Source organism: Chryseobacterium sp. GM_Chr_2 (assembly GCF_026540445.1).
Classification (GTDB): Bacteria; Bacteroidota; Bacteroidia; order Flavobacteriales; family Weeksellaceae; genus Chryseobacterium.
The window spans coordinates 256,542-276,668 of sequence record NZ_JALNUD010000005.1 but is presented as its reverse complement, the minus strand read 5'-3'; the positions used below and the strand labels follow the sequence as shown (position 1 = coordinate 276,668).

Sequence of the window (20,127 nt, the reverse complement as noted above, 5' to 3'; positions counted from 1 at the left end):
TTATTGATTGAGAAGTTCTGCAAATTCTTTTTTATGAAGAATAATATCTTTTTTTGATAATTTATTGGCTTCGTAAACGATCTTTATGGTTTTAATATTGGCTTTAAAAACATTGAGCGAAACAATTAATCCACTAATGAGCTCTTCCACGGTGTATTTATAAGTTCCGTCTTTGGTAAAGGATCGTTCTCTGCCGCCGGTTGTGATCAGAATATGAATTTCTTTGCCTTCCAAAGGGTTGTATTGCCCTTCTTTGAGCCAGTCTCTGTCAAAAACTTCGTCTATCCAAAGTCGTAAAAGGGGAGGCATTCCAAACCAGATCAGCGGAAACTGAAAAATGAAACGCTCATATTCAACGATTCTTTTTCGCTCCCGAAAGGCGGCAATATGAAAGTCAGGATATTCTTCATAAAGATCCCGAAGGGTAAAATGCTGATGACGGACGTAGAAATTAATGAGCTCAACATTGGAATTGGAGTGCTCTAAATAAGGGTGTGCAAAAACTACCAACGTCTTCTTCATAAACCTGTTTTCAGTAAATATAATGAAAAATTTTTGAATTAAAGTTGGTTTTTATGTGGTATTATTAATTTTTTAATATTAAAAGAGAAGATTTATGTTAAAATAAATTAAAGAATAGAATTTTATATTTTCTTTTCTTTAATATTTGGTAATGCAAGTTTTTTAACGCAAAGCCCGAAAAGATTTTTTTAATTAATTGAGAATACTTTGTGTTCGCAAAGGCATTTCACTCAGTAAAGTGATTACATTGTTTTCATTTCGACCTACATTGAAATCTCTTAAATAATCTTAACTCCTTAATTCTAACCTTAATGGTTCAAATTTTTAAAGAAATTTATTGATGACTTATAAAAAGTATATTGGTTTTAGAAAAATATCTACCAGCCTCCAGAAGCACCGCCACCACCGAAACTTCCGCCACCGCCGAAGCCTCCAAATCCTCCGCCGCCTGAGCTGCCACCACCAAAACCACCGCCTCCGAAGCTGCCTGGAAAAGGAAAAAATCCTCCGGGATAATTTCTGCGACCTCGTCTACTGATGATAACATCATCGTCGTCATTACCACCGCCATTTCCGCCGCCTCTGTTTCTAAAAATAATAATGATGATGATAAAAATAATGAATGCTATAAGAATTGTTTTTAAAATATTTCCGTTGCCACCAGAATCAGGGTTTTCGATAGGTTTGAATTTCCCCTGAACGGCTTCCATCATTGTTGAAGTTCCGCGATTGATTCCTTCGTACCATCTGCCTTGTTTAAAGTGTGGAGTAACGATGTAATCTAAAATCTGTCCGGCAACCGAAGCGGTTAAATATGGCTCAACGGCTCTTCCTGGCTGAATAGACATGGTGTAATCCTGTGTCGCGATCAGAAAAACAATTCCGTTGTCGACTCCTTTTTTTCCGATGCCCCATTTTTCACCAAACATGGTGGCTAAAAAATTAACATCTTCTCCTTTGGTTGAAGGAATAATAATCACTTCAATTTCTGTTGAAGTAGAATCTGCAAATTTGATCAGTTTATTGTTTAAAGCATCTGTTTCCTGTTTTGAAAGAATTCCGGATTCATCATAAACAGGATAAAGGATTTTCGGTTTGTTTGGAATCTTGTATTGTGCTGATACAAAAGTGTAAAAGCATACGAGTAAAAATGAAAATACTATTTTAAGAGAACGTAATTTCATTAGATAATTGATTGGGATTTTCTCCGTTTACAGGAAAATGTTTTTTCAGTTCCAGACCAGTTTCCAGAATTCCGCTTTTTAAAGCTTTATAATAATTTCCTTTGGCAAATTCAGCCGTAATATAGTCGTGCAGGTGATCCCAGTACGATTGATTTACTTTTTCATGAATTCCAATATCTCCAATAATGGTAAGGTATTTTTGATCAAAATTAACATGAAAAAGAACGGCATTTCTTTCAGCTGTTTTATTCATGCAGAGCTCTTTGAAAACTTCAAACGCTGTCTTGGCATTGTCATCTTCCGTATGAGAATCAATATGCACTCTTATTTCGCCTGAAGAATGTTCCTCTGCGGATTGAATAGCTTCCACAAGGGAAGCTATCTGCTGATTTGTCAAAAATCTGTTGTTCATTATTCTGAGAATACTTCAGGGGCTTTATTGGCTCCTGCTTCGGCTTTGAATAAAGGTTTTTCTTTAAAGTTGGTAAAATTCGCCAAAATATTATTTGGGAAAGTTTTGATCGAAGTATTATAATCCTGAACAGCTCCGTTATAATATACCGTTTCTGTTCTGATGCTATTTTCAATCGCAATATATTCTCTTTGGAAATTGATATACTGTTGATCTGCTTTTAGATCAGGATATTTTTCAACAACCACCATCAATCTGTTTAAAGCTCCGGATAATTCTCCTTGCGCTGCTTGGAATCTTGCAATATCCTGCTCCGTCATATTGGTAGGGTCTACATTTACAGAACTTGCTTTAGAACGCGCTTCGACAACTTTCGTTAAAGTTTCCTGTTCAAATTTTGAATAGGCTTTTACTGTTCTTTCCAGATTCGGAATAAGGTTGGCTCTTTTTTGATATACGGTTTCTACGTTAGACCATTTTGTATTGACATTCTGTTCTTTGGTGACAAAATTGTTATAGCCACTTTTTCCCCAGAAGAATAGTAAGGCAACAATAATAAGAAGAGCAATGCCGATGGTTCCGGCGCTCAAACAGCCCTTGTTTTTCATAGTTTAAATTTTTAATTTCTTGTGCTAATCAAATATACAAATTATGTGCTAATTTTGCAGAAAATTATTTGAATGACAACAATCGTGGTGGCAATGGGAGAGAAAAATGAAATTGGTTTTAATAATCAGTTGCTTTGGCATCTTCCGAAAGATTTAAAACATTTTAAAGACCTTACTTCGGGACATCCGATTATTATGGGTAGAAAAACGTATGAAAGCATCGGGAAACCACTTCCTAACAGAACCAATATTGTTGTTTCCAGAAAAAAAGACTGGTTTGAAGAAGGAATTCTTATCGTTGGGAGTTTAAAAGAAGCTCTAAAATTTGCTAAAAAGATTGATGAAGAAGTTTTTGTGATTGGTGGCGGAAATATTTATCAACAAACGATGGAGATTGTGGATAAATTAGAAGTCACTTTAGTAAAAGCTGATTTGGAAGCAGATACTTATTTCCCGAAAATCGACGCGAAAATCTGGAAGAAAACGAATGAAGTTTTCCACGAAAAAGATGAAAAAAACCAATATGATTTTTATTTTCAAACTTATGAAAAAATTTAATGTTTAAAGTTTTTAGTTCAAAGTTGAAGAACATTAAACTTTAGACCTTGAACCATAAACTAAGAATCTTAAATTTCTTATCTTTGCACTTCTAAAATTTAATAATGAATAAATACATAAAAATTGTAATTGCAGCGGTTCTTATACTTTTAGGACTTTATATGATGATCTTTACAAGGAGCTTAGGATGGGGAATTGTTATTTTCCTTTTAGCATCATCGCCAATTTTACTTTTCTTTAAAAATGAATATATTCTTTTGGCTTTCTGGCAGTTGAGAAAACAAAATATGGAAAAAGCAGCGGAATGGTTAACAAAAATTACCAATTACCAAGCTCAACTTCATAAATCTCAATATGGATATTTTCATTATTTGTTGGGGTTAACTCAGGCACAGGATCATCCTACGAAAGTGGAGCCATTAATGAAAAAAGCATTGGAATATGGTTTGAACATGAAGCATGACAGAGCGATGGCAACATTAAATCTTGCGGCAGCCGCAATTTCAAAAGGAAGAAAGCAGGAAGGCCAGAAATTATTGGAAGAAGCGAAAAGATTGGACAGCGCGGGAATGATGACTGATCAAATCAAAATGATGAAAGATCAGTTGAAAATGCCAACGATGCAGAAACATATGCACAACCCGAATATGAGAAACAGAGGGAAATTCTTTTAATTGAGAGTTTTGAATTAAAAATATAAATGCACTTGAAAAATCAGGTGCATTTTTTATTTTTGAAACATTAAGATTTATTTAAGGAGCTAAGTTTAATTTGTAAAGCAACTTAAATATTCTTAATTTCTTTAGTAAATCTTAATGGTTAAGTTTAAAATTACATTTCAGAATTATTATGTTCGTAACCATAGAATTTTGGAATTTGCCAATGATATTTCACAGCAAATGTTCGGATGGCAACGATTAGTAAAATGGTGAAAATCTGTATCACAGTGTAGGAAAGGTGTGAGAATTTTGTTAATAATAAAAAGGAAGATCCGCCCACAATACAAGCTGTTGCGTAAATTTCTTTTCTGAAAATCAGCGGTATTCTATTCAATAAAATATCCCTGATAATACCTCCGAAACATCCCGTTATCGTTCCCAAACCGATACATATTAAAGGATGAATATCTGCATTCAATCCTTTCTGAATACCGATAATGGTAAATAATCCCAGCCCGAAACTGTCAAAAATAAATAAAGTCACCTGAAAATTTTTCTCAAAAGATTTAAAAATCATGGTGAAGATACTGGTTAGAATAATAACCGCACAAGTTAACAGATCATGCATCCAGAAAACCGGAATATCCAATAAAAGATCTCTCACCGTTCCGCCGCCCACAGAAGTTACAAAGGCAATAATAAGCACCCCAAACGGATCAAGACGTTTTTGCATCGCTGCAAAACTTCCTGACATCGAAAAGGAAATAGTTCCGAGAACTTCTATGGCAAAATTGAACTGTTCGTGCATAATGATAAATAATAAGTAATTGGCAATGAGTAATGAAAATTATGACGTTGAATTTTGAGATAACTTAAATTTATATTTTGTCATTACTTTTACTAATTCTTCACATTCCAGTTTTAAATGTAGAATTTTTTCTTTATTTAAATATTCTAATTCTTCAATTATTTCAAGCCAAAGTTGGGTTTCATCAATTTCCTCAACCACAATACAAAGTTTTGCAAATCTTTCTTTTTCAGATCTTGCTCTTGAAACAGCTCGGTAATTGGCAGCAACTGAAGTTGCAGACCTTATAATTTGTTTTCTAATGATTGAAAGATCATCAGAATAGGGTAATGGTGACAAAGATTTTATAATAGAGACTGAAAATTTTTTAGTTCTATCTCGAAATATTTGATTAAAATCCATCGCTGTAAAAATTACTCATTACCCATTACTTATTGCTAATTATTAGACTCTTACCGAATCTGGAACAAGCAATTCGTATTCACCTCCGTGGTTTAAAATTTCTCTCACAATGCTGCTGCTGATGAAAGATTTTCCGGATGAGGTTAATAAAAATACAGTTTCCAGTTTTTTATGAGCTAACGTTCTGTTGGTGTGAGCGATGGCTTTTTCAAATTCAAAATCAGCCGGATTTCTAAGACCGCGGATGATGTACTGTGCATTTTTTTCAAAACAGTAATCTACCGTTAAGCCTTCAAAATAATCAACTTCCACATTTGGAAATTCGGCAACAGAATTTTGAATAAACTCCATTCTTTTTTCCAAAGGGAACATATATTTTTTTTGAGAATTTTGTCCGATGGCGATGATTAATTTATCAAAAAGAGGCGCTGCTCTTTCGATAATATCATAATGACCTAAAGTAATGGGATCGAATGAACCCGGGAAAACAGCAATTTTCATATCTTATAAAGTTATAAATTAAGAGTTTTTGAGTTATGAATTTTGTGTAAAATCTAACTTCTAATCTCTAACTTTTAAAAATTATTTTTTTTTAACGCTTTTTCAACCTCGTTTCCACAAAGGTCGGTAATAGAAATTCCGTAAATTTTTGCCTGTTGCGGAAGAATACTTGCCGGAGAAAAACCAGGGTTGGTATTCATTTCCAACATATAAGGAATTCCATTCATCAAGATAAATTCACTTCTTGAAAATCCGCTCATTCCAAGAGAATTATAGGCTCTTTTGGAGATTTCTTCTACACGAATTCTTGTTTCATCATCAATTCTTGCAGGGGTAATTTCTTCGGAAGCTCCTTCGTATTTCGCTTCATAATCGAAAAATTCATTTTGAGGAACAATCTCTGTGATTCCCAAGACAATAGTTTCACCTTTATAATCGATTACACCTACGGAAACTTCCATTCCGTCTAAGAAACTTTCAATTAAAATTTCATCATCTTCTTTGAAGGCAACTTCAGTCGCAGCAAGTAATTCAGACTTTTCTTTTACTTTTGAAATTCCCAAAGATGAACCCGATTGATTTGGTTTTACAAAAACCGGCAAGCCAAGATTTTCGATAATTTCATCTGTATTTATCTCTTCACCTTTTCTCAAATACACGCTTTTCGCAGAAGGAATTCCATACTTTGACAATACCGCTAATGTATCTTTTTTATTGAAGGTTAAAGCACTTTGGTAGAAATCGCATCCTGTATATTTTTGTCCGATGGCAACCCAATAGGCTTGAAGAATTCCGTTTTCTCCCGGAGTTCCGTGGATAATATTAAAGCAAACATCGAATTTTAACGTTTCACCATTATCTAATGTTACCGAAAAATCTCCTTTATTAATGGCGTATTTTTGATCGTTTTCACCTAAAAAATACCACTCATCTTTCAGGATGACTACTTTATATACATTATACAGATCTCTGTCTAAAGAATCATAGATTAATTGACCGCTTTTCAGGGACACCACATATTCGTCTGAATAGCCTCCCATTACTACGGCAACACTTTTTTTGCTCATAACCATATAGTATCAATTAAGGCAAATTTAATCATTTTATATAATGCAATACTGGAAATTCCGAAATTTTAAAATAGGAAATGAAATGTGTTAAATAAAAAGCACATTCTAAAATTATTAGCTATATTTGCCGTTATAATTAAAGTATTTTTAAGTATGCTTAAATCACTTTTCAATTGGAAAGTTTTACTGAACTTAGTTGTAGCCATCGGGGTTTTCGTGGGGTTGGTTTGGCTTACATTTCGTTGGTTGGAGGTCCATACAAAACATGGTCAGGAAACTCCGGTGCCGAATGTTGTAAATAAATCTGTATATGATGCAGTTAAAATATTAGAAGATGTAGGATTAGAATATGAAGTAGATAGTGCTACTTATGATCCTAAATATAGACCTTTTCAAGTTTTGAAAATGTCTCCTTCTGCTGGCTCTCGTGTAAAAGATGGAAGAGCTATTCAGTTAAGAGTTAATCCTAGAACATGGGCACCTGTTGCGGTTCCGGATGTTATTAATAAATATTCAGGATTGGCCTTCCAAAGAATTGGCCAGGTTGGTCTGAAAGTAGGGGATACGATTTTTGAACCAAGTATTCAGAAAGATGCGATCATCAGAATGTTATTCAAAGGAAATGCAGTGAAACCGGGAACTTTGATTCCTAGATTCTCCACTATTGATGTTGTGGTAGGTTCTGGACCTATGAGAAATATCTCTATTCCTAATGTTGTTGGTCTTACAGTAAAAGAAGCAAGAGCGGTAATTGCAAGAAGCTTATTTGAAGTAGGATTGGTAGATCATGAAGATGGCGGAAAAGATGAATCTGATATTATTTATTACCAAGATCCTGCGTCGGGAGATGTGAGAGACCAGGGAATGCAGATGGATCTTTGGGCGAGTAAGAAAACTCCTGCAGAATTACAGGCAAAAATTAATCAGCTTAATTCTATGTATCGTATGAAAGTAGATACAGCATTACCTCCGGTGCAATATGAAGAAATTCCTATGCATCCTGAGCCTGTTTACGAAGCCCCGCCTGCACCAAAGAGAGAAGTGCCTAAGCCGGAACCCGTAAAAACTGAAACAACTCCAAAACCTGTAAGTTCGGCTTCCAAGCCAGCAACTTCTTCTTCGGAGAATAAAGCTAAATCTGCTACATCAAATTCAGGAAGTAATAGCAAACCTGCAACGACTCAACCTGCAGAAAAGCCAAAAGCTAAGAAAGTAGTTGTAGAATAATACACACTTATTATAAAGAATATGGGCTTCAACTTTAATTATGTTGAAGCCTTTTGTATAAAAGAATAATATAATGTCAGAAGATAACGAAGATTTTTTAGATGAAGAATTATTAGAATCCCACAATATCGATAATCTTGATATTGATGAGGAAAATAAGGGACTGTATGAGCATCTTAATATCACGGTTGATAAAAGTCAGGAGCCTTTAAGAATTGATAAATTTTTATTGATATTCAGACAAAATTCTTCACGAAATAAAATTTCACAAACCTGCAGAGCTGGAAATGTTGTTGTAAACGGAACTCCGGTAAAACAGAATTACCGCGTAAAGCCGGGAGATCAGATTTCGGTACTGTTGGCACATCCTCCGAGAGAAAATGTTATCATTCCTCAGAATATTCCTATTAATATAGTATACGAAGATGATGATTTAATCGTTGTAGATAAAGAACCGGGAATGGTAGTTCATCCTGGATTTGGAAATTGGGATGGTACGTTGGTAAATGCATTGGCTTATCATTTCGAACAAAACGGTGCAAAATCTGATCTGGATAGAGTAGGATTGGTTCACAGAATTGATAAAGATACTTCCGGATTATTGGTGATTGCCAAGAATGAATATGCTCTAAGCTTTTTAGCTAAACAATTTTTCGACAGAAAAACCAGAAGATTATATTGGGCTTTTGTTTGGGGAAATGTGCAGGATGAGGAAGGTACCATTAGAGGGCATATCGGGCGCCATCCGAAAAATAGAATGCAGATGCATACCTATGAAGACGGAAGCCAGGGAAAACATGCTGTAACGCATTACAAAGTTTTAGAAAGATTTAAATATATGACTTGGGTGGAGTGTAAACTGGAAACAGGAAGAACACATCAAATTCGTGCTCACTTTAAACACATCGGTCATACGCTATTTAATGATGAAAGATATGAAGGTCATACACCTCTCCGTGGAGTGAATCTTCCTAAGTATAAGCAGTTTATAAAAAATGTATTTGAAATTCTGCCGAGACATGCCTTGCATGCACACACTTTAGGATTTATTCATCCAACTACCAAAAAGGAATTGTATTTTGAGAGCCCAATGCCGAAAGATATGGCGGATGCTGTAAAAAAATGGAGAAATTATTTAGAAAACTAAAAATATATTGAGAATTTTTTTATATTTGTTGAATTGAAATCAAGATTTGTTATGAGAAAACTATATGCTATAGTGTGTTTGGCTCTTTTGTCAAATGCATACAAAGCACAAGAAACATTACCATATTATCAGCAATATCTTCTGGATGGTGAGTTCCTGTTCAACCCTGCACAATACGGTAAAACAGATAATGTTCAGCTCAACCTCAATTATCAAAAACAATTTATAGAATTTAGTGAGTCTCCAAACGTACAATCTATCGGGCTTAATGCCAATATTTTCGATAGAGTAGGTGCTGGTATTTCGATATTCAGAGATGCGGGAGGGCCTATTTCTGCTGGTGGTATTACAGCTGGTGCTTCATATTTTATTCCTCTTAGTAGTGAAGGAGACAGAAAAGATCAGTTCTCTTTCGGTACAAGTGTGAGTCTTTATAACATGAATATTGATTATACAAAACTTAATACAAATGATGCTTACGATCCTTTGTTGCAAGGTAATGAGCAGAATATATTTATGGCCTATGCCAACTTCGGTTTAGCAGCAACTTACCACAATATCTTTGCAAACGTTTCGGTTAACGATATCGCTTTAACAAATGACGAATCTATCGTAAACGGTCGTGAGCCTTCTCCAATTAAGTTTTTCTTAAACTTAGGATATGATTGGCATGTAGGAGATAATATGTATTTTACTCCTTCAGCATTAATCAACTTGAATACGAACTCTACAAGAACAATGGATTTAAACTTAATGGCAACGTTCTTTAATGATATCAACTCTTTCTCAGCAGGATTTAGCTACAGATCTGTTCAGAACAGATTTGATAGCCAGCAGTTACAGATTGCTCCGGTTGTGAAAGTAAGATTCAACAAATTTATGGTTGGAGCTACGTATAACATCGGAATGTCTGATATTCAGGAATATGGAGGTAACTCTTTCATGATTGGTCTTGGATATAACTTCGATAACTTCATTAATCGTAGAGGATATAGATATTAATCAATTTAATTTAAATAAATTTGAGCTCTGATTTTTTCAGGGCTTTTTTTATGATTTATATTCACATTCCGTTCTGTAAACAAAAGTGCAGCTATTGTAATTTTCACTTTTCAACATCTTTAAATTTTAAAGATGAAATGTTGGCTGCCATGAAGAAGGAAATTTTTCTTCGAAAAGATGAATTACAGAACAAAAATTTGCAGTCGCTTTATTTTGGTGGCGGAACTCCTTCCATACTTTCTTCGGATGAAATCAATTCTTTGGTTGATGAAGTGTTGAAATATTTCAGTTTTAATCATGATATTGAAATTACGCTCGAAGCCAATCCGGATGATTTGGATAAAAATTTTTTAAAAGGATTATCAAATTCACCAATAAATCGCCTATCTATCGGAACTCAAAGTTTTTTTGAAGAAGATTTAAAGTTGATGAATCGCGCGCACACTGCTTCAGAAGCAGAAGGTTCCATCAAAAGAGCGCAGGATTTTGGTTTTGAAAACTTGAGTATTGATCTTATTTACGGTTCGCCAACTTCCAATCTGGAAATCTGGAAAGAAAACTTAAATAAAACAATTGCGCTCGAAGTTCCACATATTTCTTCGTATGCCTTAACGGTTGAACCTAAAACTGCGCTGGAAAACTGGATCTCCAAAGGAAAAATTATCAGTCCGAAAGAAGAAGAGCAGAATAAAGAATTCTATTATTTGTCAGATTTTCTGAAAGATAATGGTTTTGAACATTATGAAGTTTCCAATTTTGCTAAACCCGATTTTTATTCGAGACACAATTCTGCTTATTGGAAATACAATGAATATTTAGGAATTGGCCCTTCTGCACATTCTTACAATGGTTTTGATGTAAGAAGCTGGAATGTAGCCAATAATCAGCAATATATTAAAAAATTAAATTCAAATCTCTTAGCCAAAGAAGAAGAATTTCTTTCTCAGGAAGATCAGTTTAATGAGATGATTATGATTGGTTTAAGAACAATTTGGGGTGTTGATTTACAAAATTTAAATAATAAATTTTCTGAAAAAATTCTGGATCATTTTAGACGTGAAATTAAAGCTAAACTTGAAGAAAAAATTTTAATCATTGAAAAAGATCATCTCAAGATTCCTGAAAAACATTGGTTTATGGCAGACGGAATTGCTTCGGATTTGTTTATGGTTTAGGTTGGAAGTCTGAAACCTAAAGATTGAAGAGCAGTTTGTGAAAAACTTCCAGCATCCAGCATCCAGCATCCAACAATTTCACTATTTTTGTGTAAAATTTCAACATCATTTTGAAAACTAAAAAGAAAGACTATTCGCATCTGTCGGCCAATCAACCTATCGGTATTTTTGATAGTGGGGTAGGAGGTTTAACAGTGGCTAAAGAAATAAAAAGGCTTCTTCCGAATGAAGATTTAATTTATTTTGGAGATACAAAACACCTTCCTTACGGTGAAAAATCTAAAGAAGCGATCATAGAATACTCTACAAAGATTACAAATTTTTTGTTGGAACAAAACTGTAAAGCCATTGTGATTGCGTGTAATACGGCTACGGCAAACGCTTTGAACGAAGTGATGCAATCTGTTGGCGGTAAAGTTCCTGTCATCGATGTAATTAATCCTGTTGCTGAAAAAGTTTCTTATGAAATTCATAATAATGTTGGAGTTATCGCGACGAAAGCCACGGTAAATTCAGGTTTATATAAGAAAAGTATCCGCAAGCATAATAAGTGGATTAAAGTGGATGAACTAGCGACTCCTCTTTTGGTTCCGGCGATTGAAGAAGGATTTAAAAATCATCCGATTACGCATGCAATTATCTATAATTATTTGAGTAATAGTAAATTGAAGAATATTGAGACCTTGATTTTAGGTTGCACTCATTATCCTTTATTGATTGATGAGATCAAACAATACTACGGAAATCGTGTTCGCGTCATAGATTCTCCCAATATTGTAGCAAATCATTTAAAAATTATTCTGGATAAATATTGTTTGCTGAACGAAGCGAATCATAAACCGAATTATCATTTTTATCTCTCAGATTTAACCAAAAATTTTGAGAAGATCTCTAAAAAATTCTTTGGTAAGACTATCGATTTAGAATTAAAAGTTTTATAAATAAAAGCTGTTTCATCATGAAACAGCTTTTTCTTTGTATTATGCTTCCAGAATTACAGTTTCACTTTTCAATCGTGATTTTGGAGTAATTTTAGGTTGATTACTATCTTGTTCAGATCTTTCGCCGATGCTTACTGCAAATAATGTTTCGTAATTTTTATTATTGAGAATAAGGTCATATTGAGCATTTTCAATACCTTCCATTGGGGTAGAATCGATTCCCATTTCTGCACAAGCAGACAGGAAAACGCCTAACGATAGATAAACCTGATGTTTCAACCATGATTTAACGGCATCATTTCCTTTTGATTTTACAAAATTTTTATAATAATTAATAGAACCTTCCGGCAAATTTCCTTCGATCTGTTTTTCAAAATCTTCAGGATTTTTTAATACTCGAAATACTACCAAATGGCTGCTATCCAATACTTTTTCTTTATTCCAGTAAGACGCTTCTGCTAATTGTTCCCTTACTTCAGAATGATTGTTTACAAAAACAAAATTCCATGGCTGGCTGTTGATAGAAGATGGACTTAATTGCAAAATTTCTTTCAACTGCTGAATTTTTTCTTCACTGATGATTCCCTGTGGATTATACTTTTTAACGGTATATCTCGATTTCATTTTTTCTAAAAAGCTCATAATTTTAAACTATATTTTTTATAGTTGCAAAACTAATTTAAGTTTAATACATTTGCAATAACGGTAAAAAATGATAGTATAAAAATGTATACGATAGACAATAAATCTTACCCATGCTGCACAAGTGTGACCATGAAATTTATAGGTGGAAAATGGAAAGCGGTAATTTTAGTTCACTTGATGGATGGCGCTAAAAGATACAATGAGCTGAGAAAACTGATTCCTACGATTACAGAACGAACGTTAAGTCTTCAATTAAAACAATTGGAAGAGGATAATGTAATCAATAGAAAAGTATATACGGAAAAGCCACCTTTGATGGTGGAATATACGCTGACAGAGTTTGGAAACACCTTAATTCCTGTATTAGAGCTGATTACCGAATGGGGAAGAGGAGCTGATAAAATATCAAAAAAAATAATCAAGGATGTCCCTTGATTATTCTTTTATTTCTGGAGTTTCTTCTTTGTTTGGTTCAAAAAAACTGAAACTCACATTTCCGTATTTTCTGGTATCTATCAGATTCGGATGATCAAACTTCATTCTGCTTTGGTGTTCCACCACAAGAATTCCGTTTTCTTTCAGGTATTTGTTGTTCAAAACTAAAGAGATCAGTTCGTGGTATTTTTTCTCTTCCATTTCGAAAGGAGCATCAGAAAATACGATCTCAAAAGACTTTTTATTTCTGAATTTCTTTAACCAATCAAATACATCACCACGCTGCACATTCACTTGTAAATTAAATCCTAATTCAGAAGCGGTGGTATTTAAAAATGCCGTATGTTTCGGATTCATTTCTACAGAAGTTACATCCTCACAGCCTCTTGAAGCAAATTCAAACGAAATAGAGCCAATTCCTGCAAAAAGATCCAGCACAGAAATCGACTGCATATCGTAAGTGTTTTCCAAAATGCTGAACAGCGCTTCTTTCGCAAAATCCGTAGTGGGTCTTACATCAAAATTTTTCGGAGCGGCTATTTTCTTGGCTTTCCATTTGCCTGAGATTATTCTGTACATGTTTTTAGTTGTTAGATTGTAGGTAATAGGTTGCAGGCTAGGAACTAAGACCTATCATCTGTTACCTGCGACCTAGTTTAATATAAAATTTTTATTAGGAAGATTATCAAATACAATTTTCAGATTCTTTACAAATTTTTGTAATTCTGAAATAAAGGTTTCATTTTCAGTGGTTTCTCCGTAAGCGAAAAAGCTGGTTTCATTAATTCCGAAACCTATTTTACTTAAAGTAAACATTACAAAATAAAGAAAATCAACCTCGGAATTGATGTCCAGATTATTGTATAAGATAATTTTTTGATTGTCGATGGCAAAAAATTCACATTGATTATGATAAAGATTAATGTGAATCTCTTTGTTATTCTTATTATTGATAGAGTTTAAAAACTTTTCACCAGAAAAATTGAAATGAACCGGAATCGCCAGTTCTTTTATTTTCTTGTAAAAATCTTTAGGAAAGGTATAATAAAACTGAATTTTAAACTTCTTATTTACCGAAAGCATTAATTCTTCATTCTCTTTATCCACAGGTGCATTAAAAGAAATCAAATCAAAACCAGCTTCATGCTCCGAAAAACCTTCAGGCATTAGCGTAAAATGATTTAAAGCAGAAATCACAGAAATTTCATCGAATCTCTGTTTAATTAAAACTTCTTCTAATTGATTAGAAATAAAATTTTCCGGCGTTTCTTCGTCTACAAAGTAAGATTTTTCCTCCAAAACGTTTTTGTTCTTTACGATTTGGTAGATTAATCCGTCTTTGGTAAAAAGTAAATTAAGTACGTTCATATTTCAATTCCTGCAAATTTAGTGAAATTCTACCATTACCGCACCCGATTGATGGTGAAGTATTTCCTTATTATAAAAATCGAGATTAGTCTGGCTTTCCAAAACATCCAAAACCATTCTTTGTAGCGTTCCATCACCAATTCCGTGAACGATTTCCAATCTTTTCAAATTATTTTTTCTACAAAAAGCCATCACTTCCAGTAATTTTTCTTTCTGAATGAATAATCTTTCAAAACTATCATAGTCACTCGGATTTTTAACTAAATTATGAAAATGAAGATCTAAAACCAAATGATTTTTATGATGTTTTTTAGAAATTAGTTTTTTAGGTTCTGCTTTTTTTACAACTTTAATATTTTCGTAAAAATCAACGTTTTTAGGAACAAGTTTCTCTTTGGGATATTGATGGGTGAAGCCATATTCATCTTTAAAAACCACAATATTTCCCTTCCTGGAAGTTACAATGCCTTCCAGATCTTCATCAACTACAGAAACTTTATCGCCAATCTTCATTATTAATTCTTTGGTCCCAATTCAATTATTTCCAAATCTTTTATCTCGGTGTCGTCTACCACAAATCTCATCATCGTCCTCACTTTATGCCATCCCTGTTTTCCGCATGCACCGGGATTTAAATGCAGTAAATTGTTTTTTTTATCAAACATAGCTTTCAAAATGTGAGAATGTCCTGAAATAAAAAGCTGCGGAGCTTTTGCTGCAATTTCATCTTTAGCCAGCGGAGTATATTTTCCGGGATAACCTCCGATATGAATCATTAAAACTTCAAGGTTTTCACAAAAAAAACGATTCACTTCCGGAAATTCCGAACGTATTTTCGGGCTGTCGATATTTCCGTAAACACCTTTTAATGGTTTAATTTTTTCAAGCTCTTCAATGACATCCATATTTCCAAAATCTCCACAATGCCAAACTTCATCAGCTTGCATGGCATAGTCTAAAATTCTGTTATCAATATAAGAATGAGAGTCGGAAAGAAGAAGGATGTTTGTCATTATTGAAAAATTCTCTGCAAATTTATGAAACTAATTAGTTTTTATAAAATTTCAGCTACAAAGTAATTTGATAAATCCTCGATTCTTCTTCCCAAGGATGATAGCCCTGCCCAATATATTGGTAACCATATTTTTCATACAAACCAATATGATCGGTACATAGATTCAGATATTTAAATCCTGCATTTTTTGCATCTTCTTCTGCTTTCTTTAAAAGCAATGAGCTGTAATTATTTCCGCGATGTTTTTCATCAATAAATAAAGCACAAATCCAAGGATAAAGATCTATTCTGCTGATAAAATCATTGGTAATTAATCCGGCACAGCCAATAATTTCACTGTCTTTTTCCAAGAGATACCACTGGGGTAAAGATTGTTCTGCTCCTATCGCATGAGTAATCGAATCTTCGTACATTTTCGGATATACTTCCGACCAGCTTTCCTGAAAGTATTGTATCGCTTTATCTTTATATTCGGGGTTGTGTCTTATCGAAATAATTTTCATTTGAATGTTTATTTTTCGGGTTAAAATTCAAATTTAATTAATAAATGCGGAATTGATTAACTTTGAGAAAATTTAAAAAATATGAAGAAGAAACTTTCTTTTTTCCTTTTTCTTTTAACGGTGAGTGCTGCCAATGCACAGGTTGAAGAGAAAAAATTGGACGAGCTGGTTCAAAATACCTTAAAAACTTTTGACGTTCCGGGAATGTCTGTCGGAATTATCAAAGACGGAAAAGTTATTTATTCTAAAGGATTTGGCGTTCGTTCGTTAACTACAAAACAACCGATGGACGATAATACTTTGGTTGGGATTGCTTCCAATTCTAAAGGTTTTACGTGTACGGCTTTGGCGATTTTGGCAGATGAAGGAAAACTGGATTGGGATGATAAAGTTTCAAAATATATTCCTGAATTTCAAATGTATGATCCGTATGTTTCCCAAAATGTGACGATCAAAGATTTGGTGACGCACAGAGCAGGTTTAGGTTTGGGACAGGGCGATTTAATGTTTTTTCCTGAAGGTGGAAATCTGACGGTGAATGATATTGTACATAACGTAAGATATCTGAAGCCTGAAAATCCTTTCAGAACGACTTTAGACTATAATAATATCATGTTTATTGTTGCCGGAGAAGTGATTCACAGAGTTTCTGGATTAAGCTGGGCTGAATTTATTGAACAGAGAATTATGAAACCTGTTGGCATGACCTCCAGTTTTGGAAGTTATAACAGAGCAAAAGCCATTACCAATAAAATTGATGCACACGCGCCGGTAGACGGAAAAGCAATCGCCGTTCCTCACGATTGGAATGAAACGGGAAATGCAGCAGGAGGAATTATGAGTAACATTAAAGACATGACGACGTGGGCAGAATGTTTGATGAATAATTTTACAACCAAAGACGGTAAAAAATTGGTTTCAGATAAAAATGTTCAACAACTTTGGAGTTTGCAGATTCCGGATAAAGTAGCTGCTAAAAATCCTTATGATACGAGTTTTTACGGTTACGGAATGGGTTGGTTTTTAAGTGATGTTAAAGGTCACAAGCAGATTCAGCACACAGGCGGATTGATTGGTACGGTGACTCAGTTTACCTTGATTCCTGATCTTAAATTAGGTATTGTAGTACTGACTAATCAACAGTCAGGTGCAGCTTTCAACACCATTACGAACACCGTGAAAGATTCTTATCTTGGAGTGGCAGACAGAAACTGGCTGAAAACTTACGGCGAAAGAATGAAAAAAGTGGATGAACTTTATGATAAACAGAAAAAAGAAGCTTTTGCTAAATCTGAAGCCTTTAAAAAAGAGAAAAATCTTCATCCAAAATCTGAACAGTTTGTAGGAACTTACAATGACGTTTGGTTTGGAGATGTAGATATTGCTCAACAAGGAAATATATACAGGCTTTCATGCAAAAATTCTCCAAGGTTAAAAGGTGAATTATTACCTTTTTCAAATAATTCTTTCATCATCAAATGGGACGACAGAAGCTATGATGCCGATTCTTATATCATTTTCAGTTACGATGAAAACGGAAAAGCACAATCTGCGAAATTAAAAGCAATTTCTGATGTTACCGATTTCAGTTTTGATTTTGATGATCTGGATTTAAAAAGAAAATAAAAATCAAAGCTTCAACTTTTGTTGGAGCTTTTTTTATTTAAATCTGTCAAAGTGATAATCTAGATCTTTCCGGGATCATAAAAGAACAGCAGTTTCTTTTTAGCACCATCAAACTCAGACCAAGAATTGCAGTCGATCTCAAAACCGGCAACACCGCAAGTCGGGAAGTGAAAAATATCTTCCGAAATAGAATTGGCGAAATTGGAAATTCCGTTATTGTGTGAGAAAAATGCAACCGATTCGTGGCTGTCGTCTAAATCATAAATTACCGATTCAAAATTGCTTTCCGAGGGATTGTAAAGTTTCTCATCCGTAATAATATTGATATGATAGGTCTGATTAAAAATTCTGCACGTATTCAGCGCTCGAACCGCCGGGCTCGATACAAAAGAATCTATGGAAACATTATTTGTTTTCATAAATCGGGACATATGCATGGCTTCTTCTAATCCCTTGTCTGCCAATGGTCTGTCGAAGTCCTCCGTTTCTTCCGGCCAGTCGCTTTTTGCATGTCTTACGAGGATGAGTTTCTTCATATTTTCGTTTTTGGAAAATTAAAATTATAAAAAAAATAACGGAATAAAACATGATTTATAAAAAAAACTGTGTTTGGAATAAAATCATTAAAATTTACTAAATTTGCAAACTTATGGGACAGATCCTTGCAATAGACTATGGAAAGGCTCGTTGTGGCATTGCTGCAACGGATGATATGCAGATTATAGCGAGTGGTCTGGATACGGTACAAACTCCTTTACTAGTTGATTTTTTGAAAAAATATTTCGGCGAAAATAAGGTAGATGAAGTCGTAATCGGGCTTCCTGTAGATTTGAAAGGAAATATTTCAGAAGTAGAAACAGACATTTTAAAGTTTATAGAAATTTTTCAAAAAGAATTTCCGACTGTAAAAGTGAATCGTCTGGATGAAAGATTTACCTCGAAAATGGCTTCGTTTTTTATTTCCCAAAGTGGAAAAAGTAAAAAACAGAGACAGGAAAAGGGATTAATAGATAAAGTAAGTGCAACCATCATATTGCAGAATTTTTTAGAACAAAGAACAAGATGATTTTACCGATAAGAGCCTTTGGGGATTCAGTTTTAAGAAAAGTAGGGAAGGATATTGATAAAGATTATCCGGCGCTACAAGAGTTGATAGACAATATGTTTGAAACGATGTACAGTGCAAACGGTATAGGGCTGGCTGCACCGCAAATCGGGTTAGACATTCGTTTATTCGTGATAGACGTTACTCCTTTAGCAGACGATGAGGATTATGAAGATATTAAGGATGAATTGGCTGCATTTAAAAAAGTTTTCATCAATGCGCAGATTTTAGAAGAATCTGGTGAAGAATGGAAGTTTAATGAAGGTTGTCTTTCTATTCCGGATGTAAGAGAAGATGTGAAAAGAAAGGAAACAATCGTGATCGAATATTATGACGAAAATTTTGTAAAACATACAGAAACTTTTTCCGATATTAGAGCCCGCGTAATTCAGCATGAATATGATCATATTGAAGGGATTTTATTTACCGACCACCTAAGTGCTTTAAAGAAGAAATTGGTGAAAGGTAAATTATCAAAAATCACTCAGGGAGACGTAAGCATCAATTACAAAATGAGATTTCCAAAATAGTTTTGAATAATTAAAAAAGAAAAATAAAAGCGCAAAAAGTTTCATACTGAGCGAGTCGAAGTACTGAAAGCCGATTGCAGAATTTACAAAAAATAAAATTATGCTGTTAGAAAAAATAATTTCAATTTCTGGAAAACCAGGACTTTTCAAATTAGTTTCTCAATTAAGAAACGGATTTATTATTGAAGATGTTACTACAAAGAAAAAAGTAAGCATTGGAAACTCTAGCCAAGTAAGTTTGCTAGATAATATCGCGATGTTTACATTCGATAAAGAAGTTCCTTTGTTCGAAGTTTTTGAAAATATTGCTAAAAACAACGATTACAAAGAAGCTATTGCTCACAAATCTAGTGATGCTGAATTGAAAGAATTCATGTTAGCTTCTCTTCCAAACTATGATACAGAAAGAGTTTACGCTTCTGATATCAAAAAATTGGCTCAGTGGTACAATATTCTTCACAAAGCGGGATACATCACTCCTGAAAGCTTCGTAAAAGCAGAGCCTGAAACATTAGAAGGTGCGCCAGCTGAAGAAGTAAGCTTAGAAACTGAAGCTCCTAAAAAAGTTGCTCCAAAAGCAGACAAGCCAGCAACGCCGAAAGTAAAAGCGACTTCAGCTCCGAAATCAGCTCCAAAAACGACTCAGTCTAAAAAAGGATAATTCTTTTTTGAACTAAAAATATC

At 34.0% G+C, this 20,127-nt stretch carries 27 protein-coding genes; 12 read left to right on the top strand and 15 right to left on the bottom strand.

Annotated elements, in window-relative coordinates; translation table 11 throughout:
* The 4 genes from OXQ85_RS10645 to OXQ85_RS10630 form a co-directional block, all read right to left on the bottom strand.
* A complete protein-coding gene (locus OXQ85_RS10645) occupies window positions 1-522 on the bottom strand; it encodes an NAD(P)H-dependent oxidoreductase (protein ID WP_267404315.1) in 522 nt (173 codons plus the stop codon).
* A 377-nt stretch (window positions 523-899) separates the two neighbouring features.
* A complete protein-coding gene (locus tag OXQ85_RS10640) occupies window positions 900-1,706 on the bottom strand; it encodes a TPM domain-containing protein (protein WP_267404313.1) in 807 nt (268 codons plus the stop codon).
* Window positions 1,687-2,118: a TPM domain-containing protein gene (locus OXQ85_RS10635; RefSeq protein ID WP_267404311.1), complete on the bottom strand. Its 432-nt coding sequence runs from the start codon at window positions 2,116-2,118 to the stop codon at window positions 1,687-1,689. The genes OXQ85_RS10640 and OXQ85_RS10635 overlap by 20 nt, the downstream gene beginning before the upstream one ends.
* Window positions 2,118-2,726, bottom strand: coding sequence for a LemA family protein (locus OXQ85_RS10630; protein WP_267404309.1), 609 nt, complete (start codon window positions 2,724-2,726; stop codon window positions 2,118-2,120). The genes OXQ85_RS10635 and OXQ85_RS10630 overlap by 1 nt, the downstream gene beginning before the upstream one ends.
* 72 nt (window positions 2,727-2,798) lie before the next feature.
* Between OXQ85_RS10630 and OXQ85_RS10625 the strand changes: the two genes are divergently transcribed.
* A complete protein-coding gene (locus tag OXQ85_RS10625) occupies window positions 2,799-3,284 on the top strand; it encodes a dihydrofolate reductase (RefSeq protein WP_267404307.1) in 486 nt (161 codons plus the stop codon).
* Window positions 3,285-3,388: 104 nt separating this feature from the next.
* A complete protein-coding gene (locus tag OXQ85_RS10620; protein WP_267404305.1) occupies window positions 3,389-3,958 on the top strand; it encodes a DUF2892 domain-containing protein in 570 nt (189 codons plus the stop codon).
* A gap of 157 nt (window positions 3,959-4,115) precedes the next feature.
* Here OXQ85_RS10620 and OXQ85_RS10615 read toward each other — a convergent pair whose 3' ends face one another.
* From OXQ85_RS10615 to OXQ85_RS10600, 4 genes are all read right to left on the bottom strand, one after another.
* Complete coding sequence (locus tag OXQ85_RS10615; protein WP_267404303.1) at window positions 4,116-4,751, bottom strand: trimeric intracellular cation channel family protein; 636 nt, start codon at window positions 4,749-4,751, stop codon at window positions 4,116-4,118.
* 39 nt (window positions 4,752-4,790) lie between these two features.
* Window positions 4,791-5,153, bottom strand: a complete 363-nt coding sequence (locus OXQ85_RS10610; protein WP_267404301.1) for a four helix bundle protein — start codon at window positions 5,151-5,153, stop codon at window positions 4,791-4,793.
* 42 nt (window positions 5,154-5,195) lie between these two features.
* The gene (coaD, locus tag OXQ85_RS10605) at window positions 5,196-5,654 is read right to left on the bottom strand and encodes a pantetheine-phosphate adenylyltransferase (RefSeq protein ID WP_267404299.1); all 459 of its coding nucleotides are present in this window, start codon (window positions 5,652-5,654) and stop codon (window positions 5,196-5,198) included.
* Window positions 5,655-5,728: 74 nt separating this feature from the next.
* A complete protein-coding gene (locus OXQ85_RS10600; RefSeq protein WP_267404297.1) occupies window positions 5,729-6,721 on the bottom strand; it encodes a D-alanine--D-alanine ligase in 993 nt (330 codons plus the stop codon).
* 156 nt (window positions 6,722-6,877) lie between these two features.
* Between OXQ85_RS10600 and OXQ85_RS10595 the strand changes: the two genes are divergently transcribed.
* The 5 genes from OXQ85_RS10595 (at window position 6,878) to murI (ending at window position 12,216) form a co-directional block, all read left to right on the top strand.
* Entirely contained in the window at window positions 6,878-7,951 is a 1,074-nt protein-coding gene (locus OXQ85_RS10595; protein ID WP_267404295.1) for a PASTA domain-containing protein, read from the top strand.
* A gap of 73 nt (window positions 7,952-8,024) precedes the next feature.
* Window positions 8,025-9,098 carry an RluA family pseudouridine synthase gene (locus tag OXQ85_RS10590; protein ID WP_267404293.1) on the top strand — a complete coding sequence of 358 codons (1,074 nt, stop codon included), beginning with the start codon at window positions 8,025-8,027 and terminating at the stop codon, window positions 9,096-9,098.
* A gap of 51 nt (window positions 9,099-9,149) precedes the next feature.
* The gene (locus OXQ85_RS10585; RefSeq protein WP_267404291.1) at window positions 9,150-10,100 is read left to right on the top strand and encodes a PorP/SprF family type IX secretion system membrane protein; all 951 of its coding nucleotides are present in this window, start codon (window positions 9,150-9,152) and stop codon (window positions 10,098-10,100) included.
* A gap of 50 nt (window positions 10,101-10,150) precedes the next feature.
* The gene (hemW, locus tag OXQ85_RS10580) at window positions 10,151-11,275 is read left to right on the top strand and encodes a radical SAM family heme chaperone HemW (RefSeq protein ID WP_267404290.1); all 1,125 of its coding nucleotides are present in this window, start codon (window positions 10,151-10,153) and stop codon (window positions 11,273-11,275) included.
* 110 nt (window positions 11,276-11,385) lie between these two features.
* Window positions 11,386-12,216 carry a glutamate racemase gene (gene murI / locus OXQ85_RS10575; protein ID WP_267404289.1) on the top strand — a complete coding sequence of 277 codons (831 nt, stop codon included), beginning with the start codon at window positions 11,386-11,388 and terminating at the stop codon, window positions 12,214-12,216.
* Between the two features lie 39 nt (window positions 12,217-12,255).
* On the opposite strand, the gene OXQ85_RS10570 is transcribed toward murI, so the two are convergent.
* The gene (locus tag OXQ85_RS10570) at window positions 12,256-12,858 is read right to left on the bottom strand and encodes a nitroreductase family protein (protein ID WP_267404288.1); all 603 of its coding nucleotides are present in this window, start codon (window positions 12,856-12,858) and stop codon (window positions 12,256-12,258) included.
* An 84-nt stretch (window positions 12,859-12,942) separates the two neighbouring features.
* Between OXQ85_RS10570 and OXQ85_RS10565 the strand changes: the two genes are divergently transcribed.
* Window positions 12,943-13,296, top strand: a complete 354-nt coding sequence (locus tag OXQ85_RS10565; RefSeq protein WP_267404287.1) for a winged helix-turn-helix transcriptional regulator — start codon at window positions 12,943-12,945, stop codon at window positions 13,294-13,296.
* On the opposite strand, the gene rsmD is transcribed toward OXQ85_RS10565, so the two are convergent.
* From rsmD to OXQ85_RS10540, 5 genes are read right to left on the bottom strand one after another with little or no spacing between them, the layout of a single operon-like run.
* Window positions 13,297-13,902, bottom strand: a complete 606-nt coding sequence (gene rsmD, locus OXQ85_RS10560) for a 16S rRNA (guanine(966)-N(2))-methyltransferase RsmD (protein WP_267404389.1) — start codon at window positions 13,900-13,902, stop codon at window positions 13,297-13,299.
* 45 nt (window positions 13,903-13,947) lie between these two features.
* Complete coding sequence (locus OXQ85_RS10555; protein WP_267404286.1) at window positions 13,948-14,664, bottom strand: DUF3822 family protein; 717 nt, start codon at window positions 14,662-14,664, stop codon at window positions 13,948-13,950.
* Between the two features lie 18 nt (window positions 14,665-14,682).
* The gene (locus OXQ85_RS10550) at window positions 14,683-15,177 is read right to left on the bottom strand and encodes a Smr/MutS family protein (RefSeq protein ID WP_267404284.1); all 495 of its coding nucleotides are present in this window, start codon (window positions 15,175-15,177) and stop codon (window positions 14,683-14,685) included.
* A 2-nt stretch (window positions 15,178-15,179) separates the two neighbouring features.
* Entirely contained in the window at window positions 15,180-15,677 is a 498-nt protein-coding gene (locus tag OXQ85_RS10545) for a metallophosphoesterase family protein (protein ID WP_267404282.1), read from the bottom strand.
* Between the two features lie 55 nt (window positions 15,678-15,732).
* Window positions 15,733-16,182 (bottom strand): GNAT family N-acetyltransferase, encoded by a 450-nt coding sequence (locus OXQ85_RS10540; protein WP_267404280.1) that lies wholly within the window; start codon window positions 16,180-16,182, stop codon window positions 15,733-15,735.
* 81 nt (window positions 16,183-16,263) lie between these two features.
* On the opposite strand from OXQ85_RS10540, the gene OXQ85_RS10535 reads away from it, so the two are divergent.
* Window positions 16,264-17,808, top strand: coding sequence for a serine hydrolase (locus OXQ85_RS10535; protein ID WP_267404278.1), 1,545 nt, complete (start codon window positions 16,264-16,266; stop codon window positions 17,806-17,808).
* 59 nt (window positions 17,809-17,867) lie between these two features.
* Here OXQ85_RS10535 and OXQ85_RS10530 read toward each other — a convergent pair whose 3' ends face one another.
* Window positions 17,868-18,344 (bottom strand): histidine phosphatase family protein, encoded by a 477-nt coding sequence (locus OXQ85_RS10530; RefSeq protein ID WP_267404276.1) that lies wholly within the window; start codon window positions 18,342-18,344, stop codon window positions 17,868-17,870.
* Between the two features lie 113 nt (window positions 18,345-18,457).
* Between OXQ85_RS10530 and ruvX the strand changes: the two genes are divergently transcribed.
* The 3 genes from ruvX (at window position 18,458) to OXQ85_RS10515 (ending at window position 20,104) form a co-directional block, all read left to right on the top strand.
* The gene (ruvX, locus tag OXQ85_RS10525) at window positions 18,458-18,874 is read left to right on the top strand and encodes a Holliday junction resolvase RuvX (protein WP_267404274.1); all 417 of its coding nucleotides are present in this window, start codon (window positions 18,458-18,460) and stop codon (window positions 18,872-18,874) included.
* A complete protein-coding gene (gene def / locus OXQ85_RS10520; protein ID WP_267404272.1) occupies window positions 18,871-19,443 on the top strand; it encodes a peptide deformylase in 573 nt (190 codons plus the stop codon). The genes ruvX and def overlap by 4 nt, the downstream gene beginning before the upstream one ends.
* 100 nt (window positions 19,444-19,543) lie before the next feature.
* On the top strand, window positions 19,544-20,104 hold the full coding sequence (locus tag OXQ85_RS10515) for a DUF5606 domain-containing protein (RefSeq protein ID WP_267404270.1): 561 nt from the start codon (window positions 19,544-19,546) through the stop codon (window positions 20,102-20,104).
* Window positions 20,105-20,127: the final 23 nt, after the last annotated feature.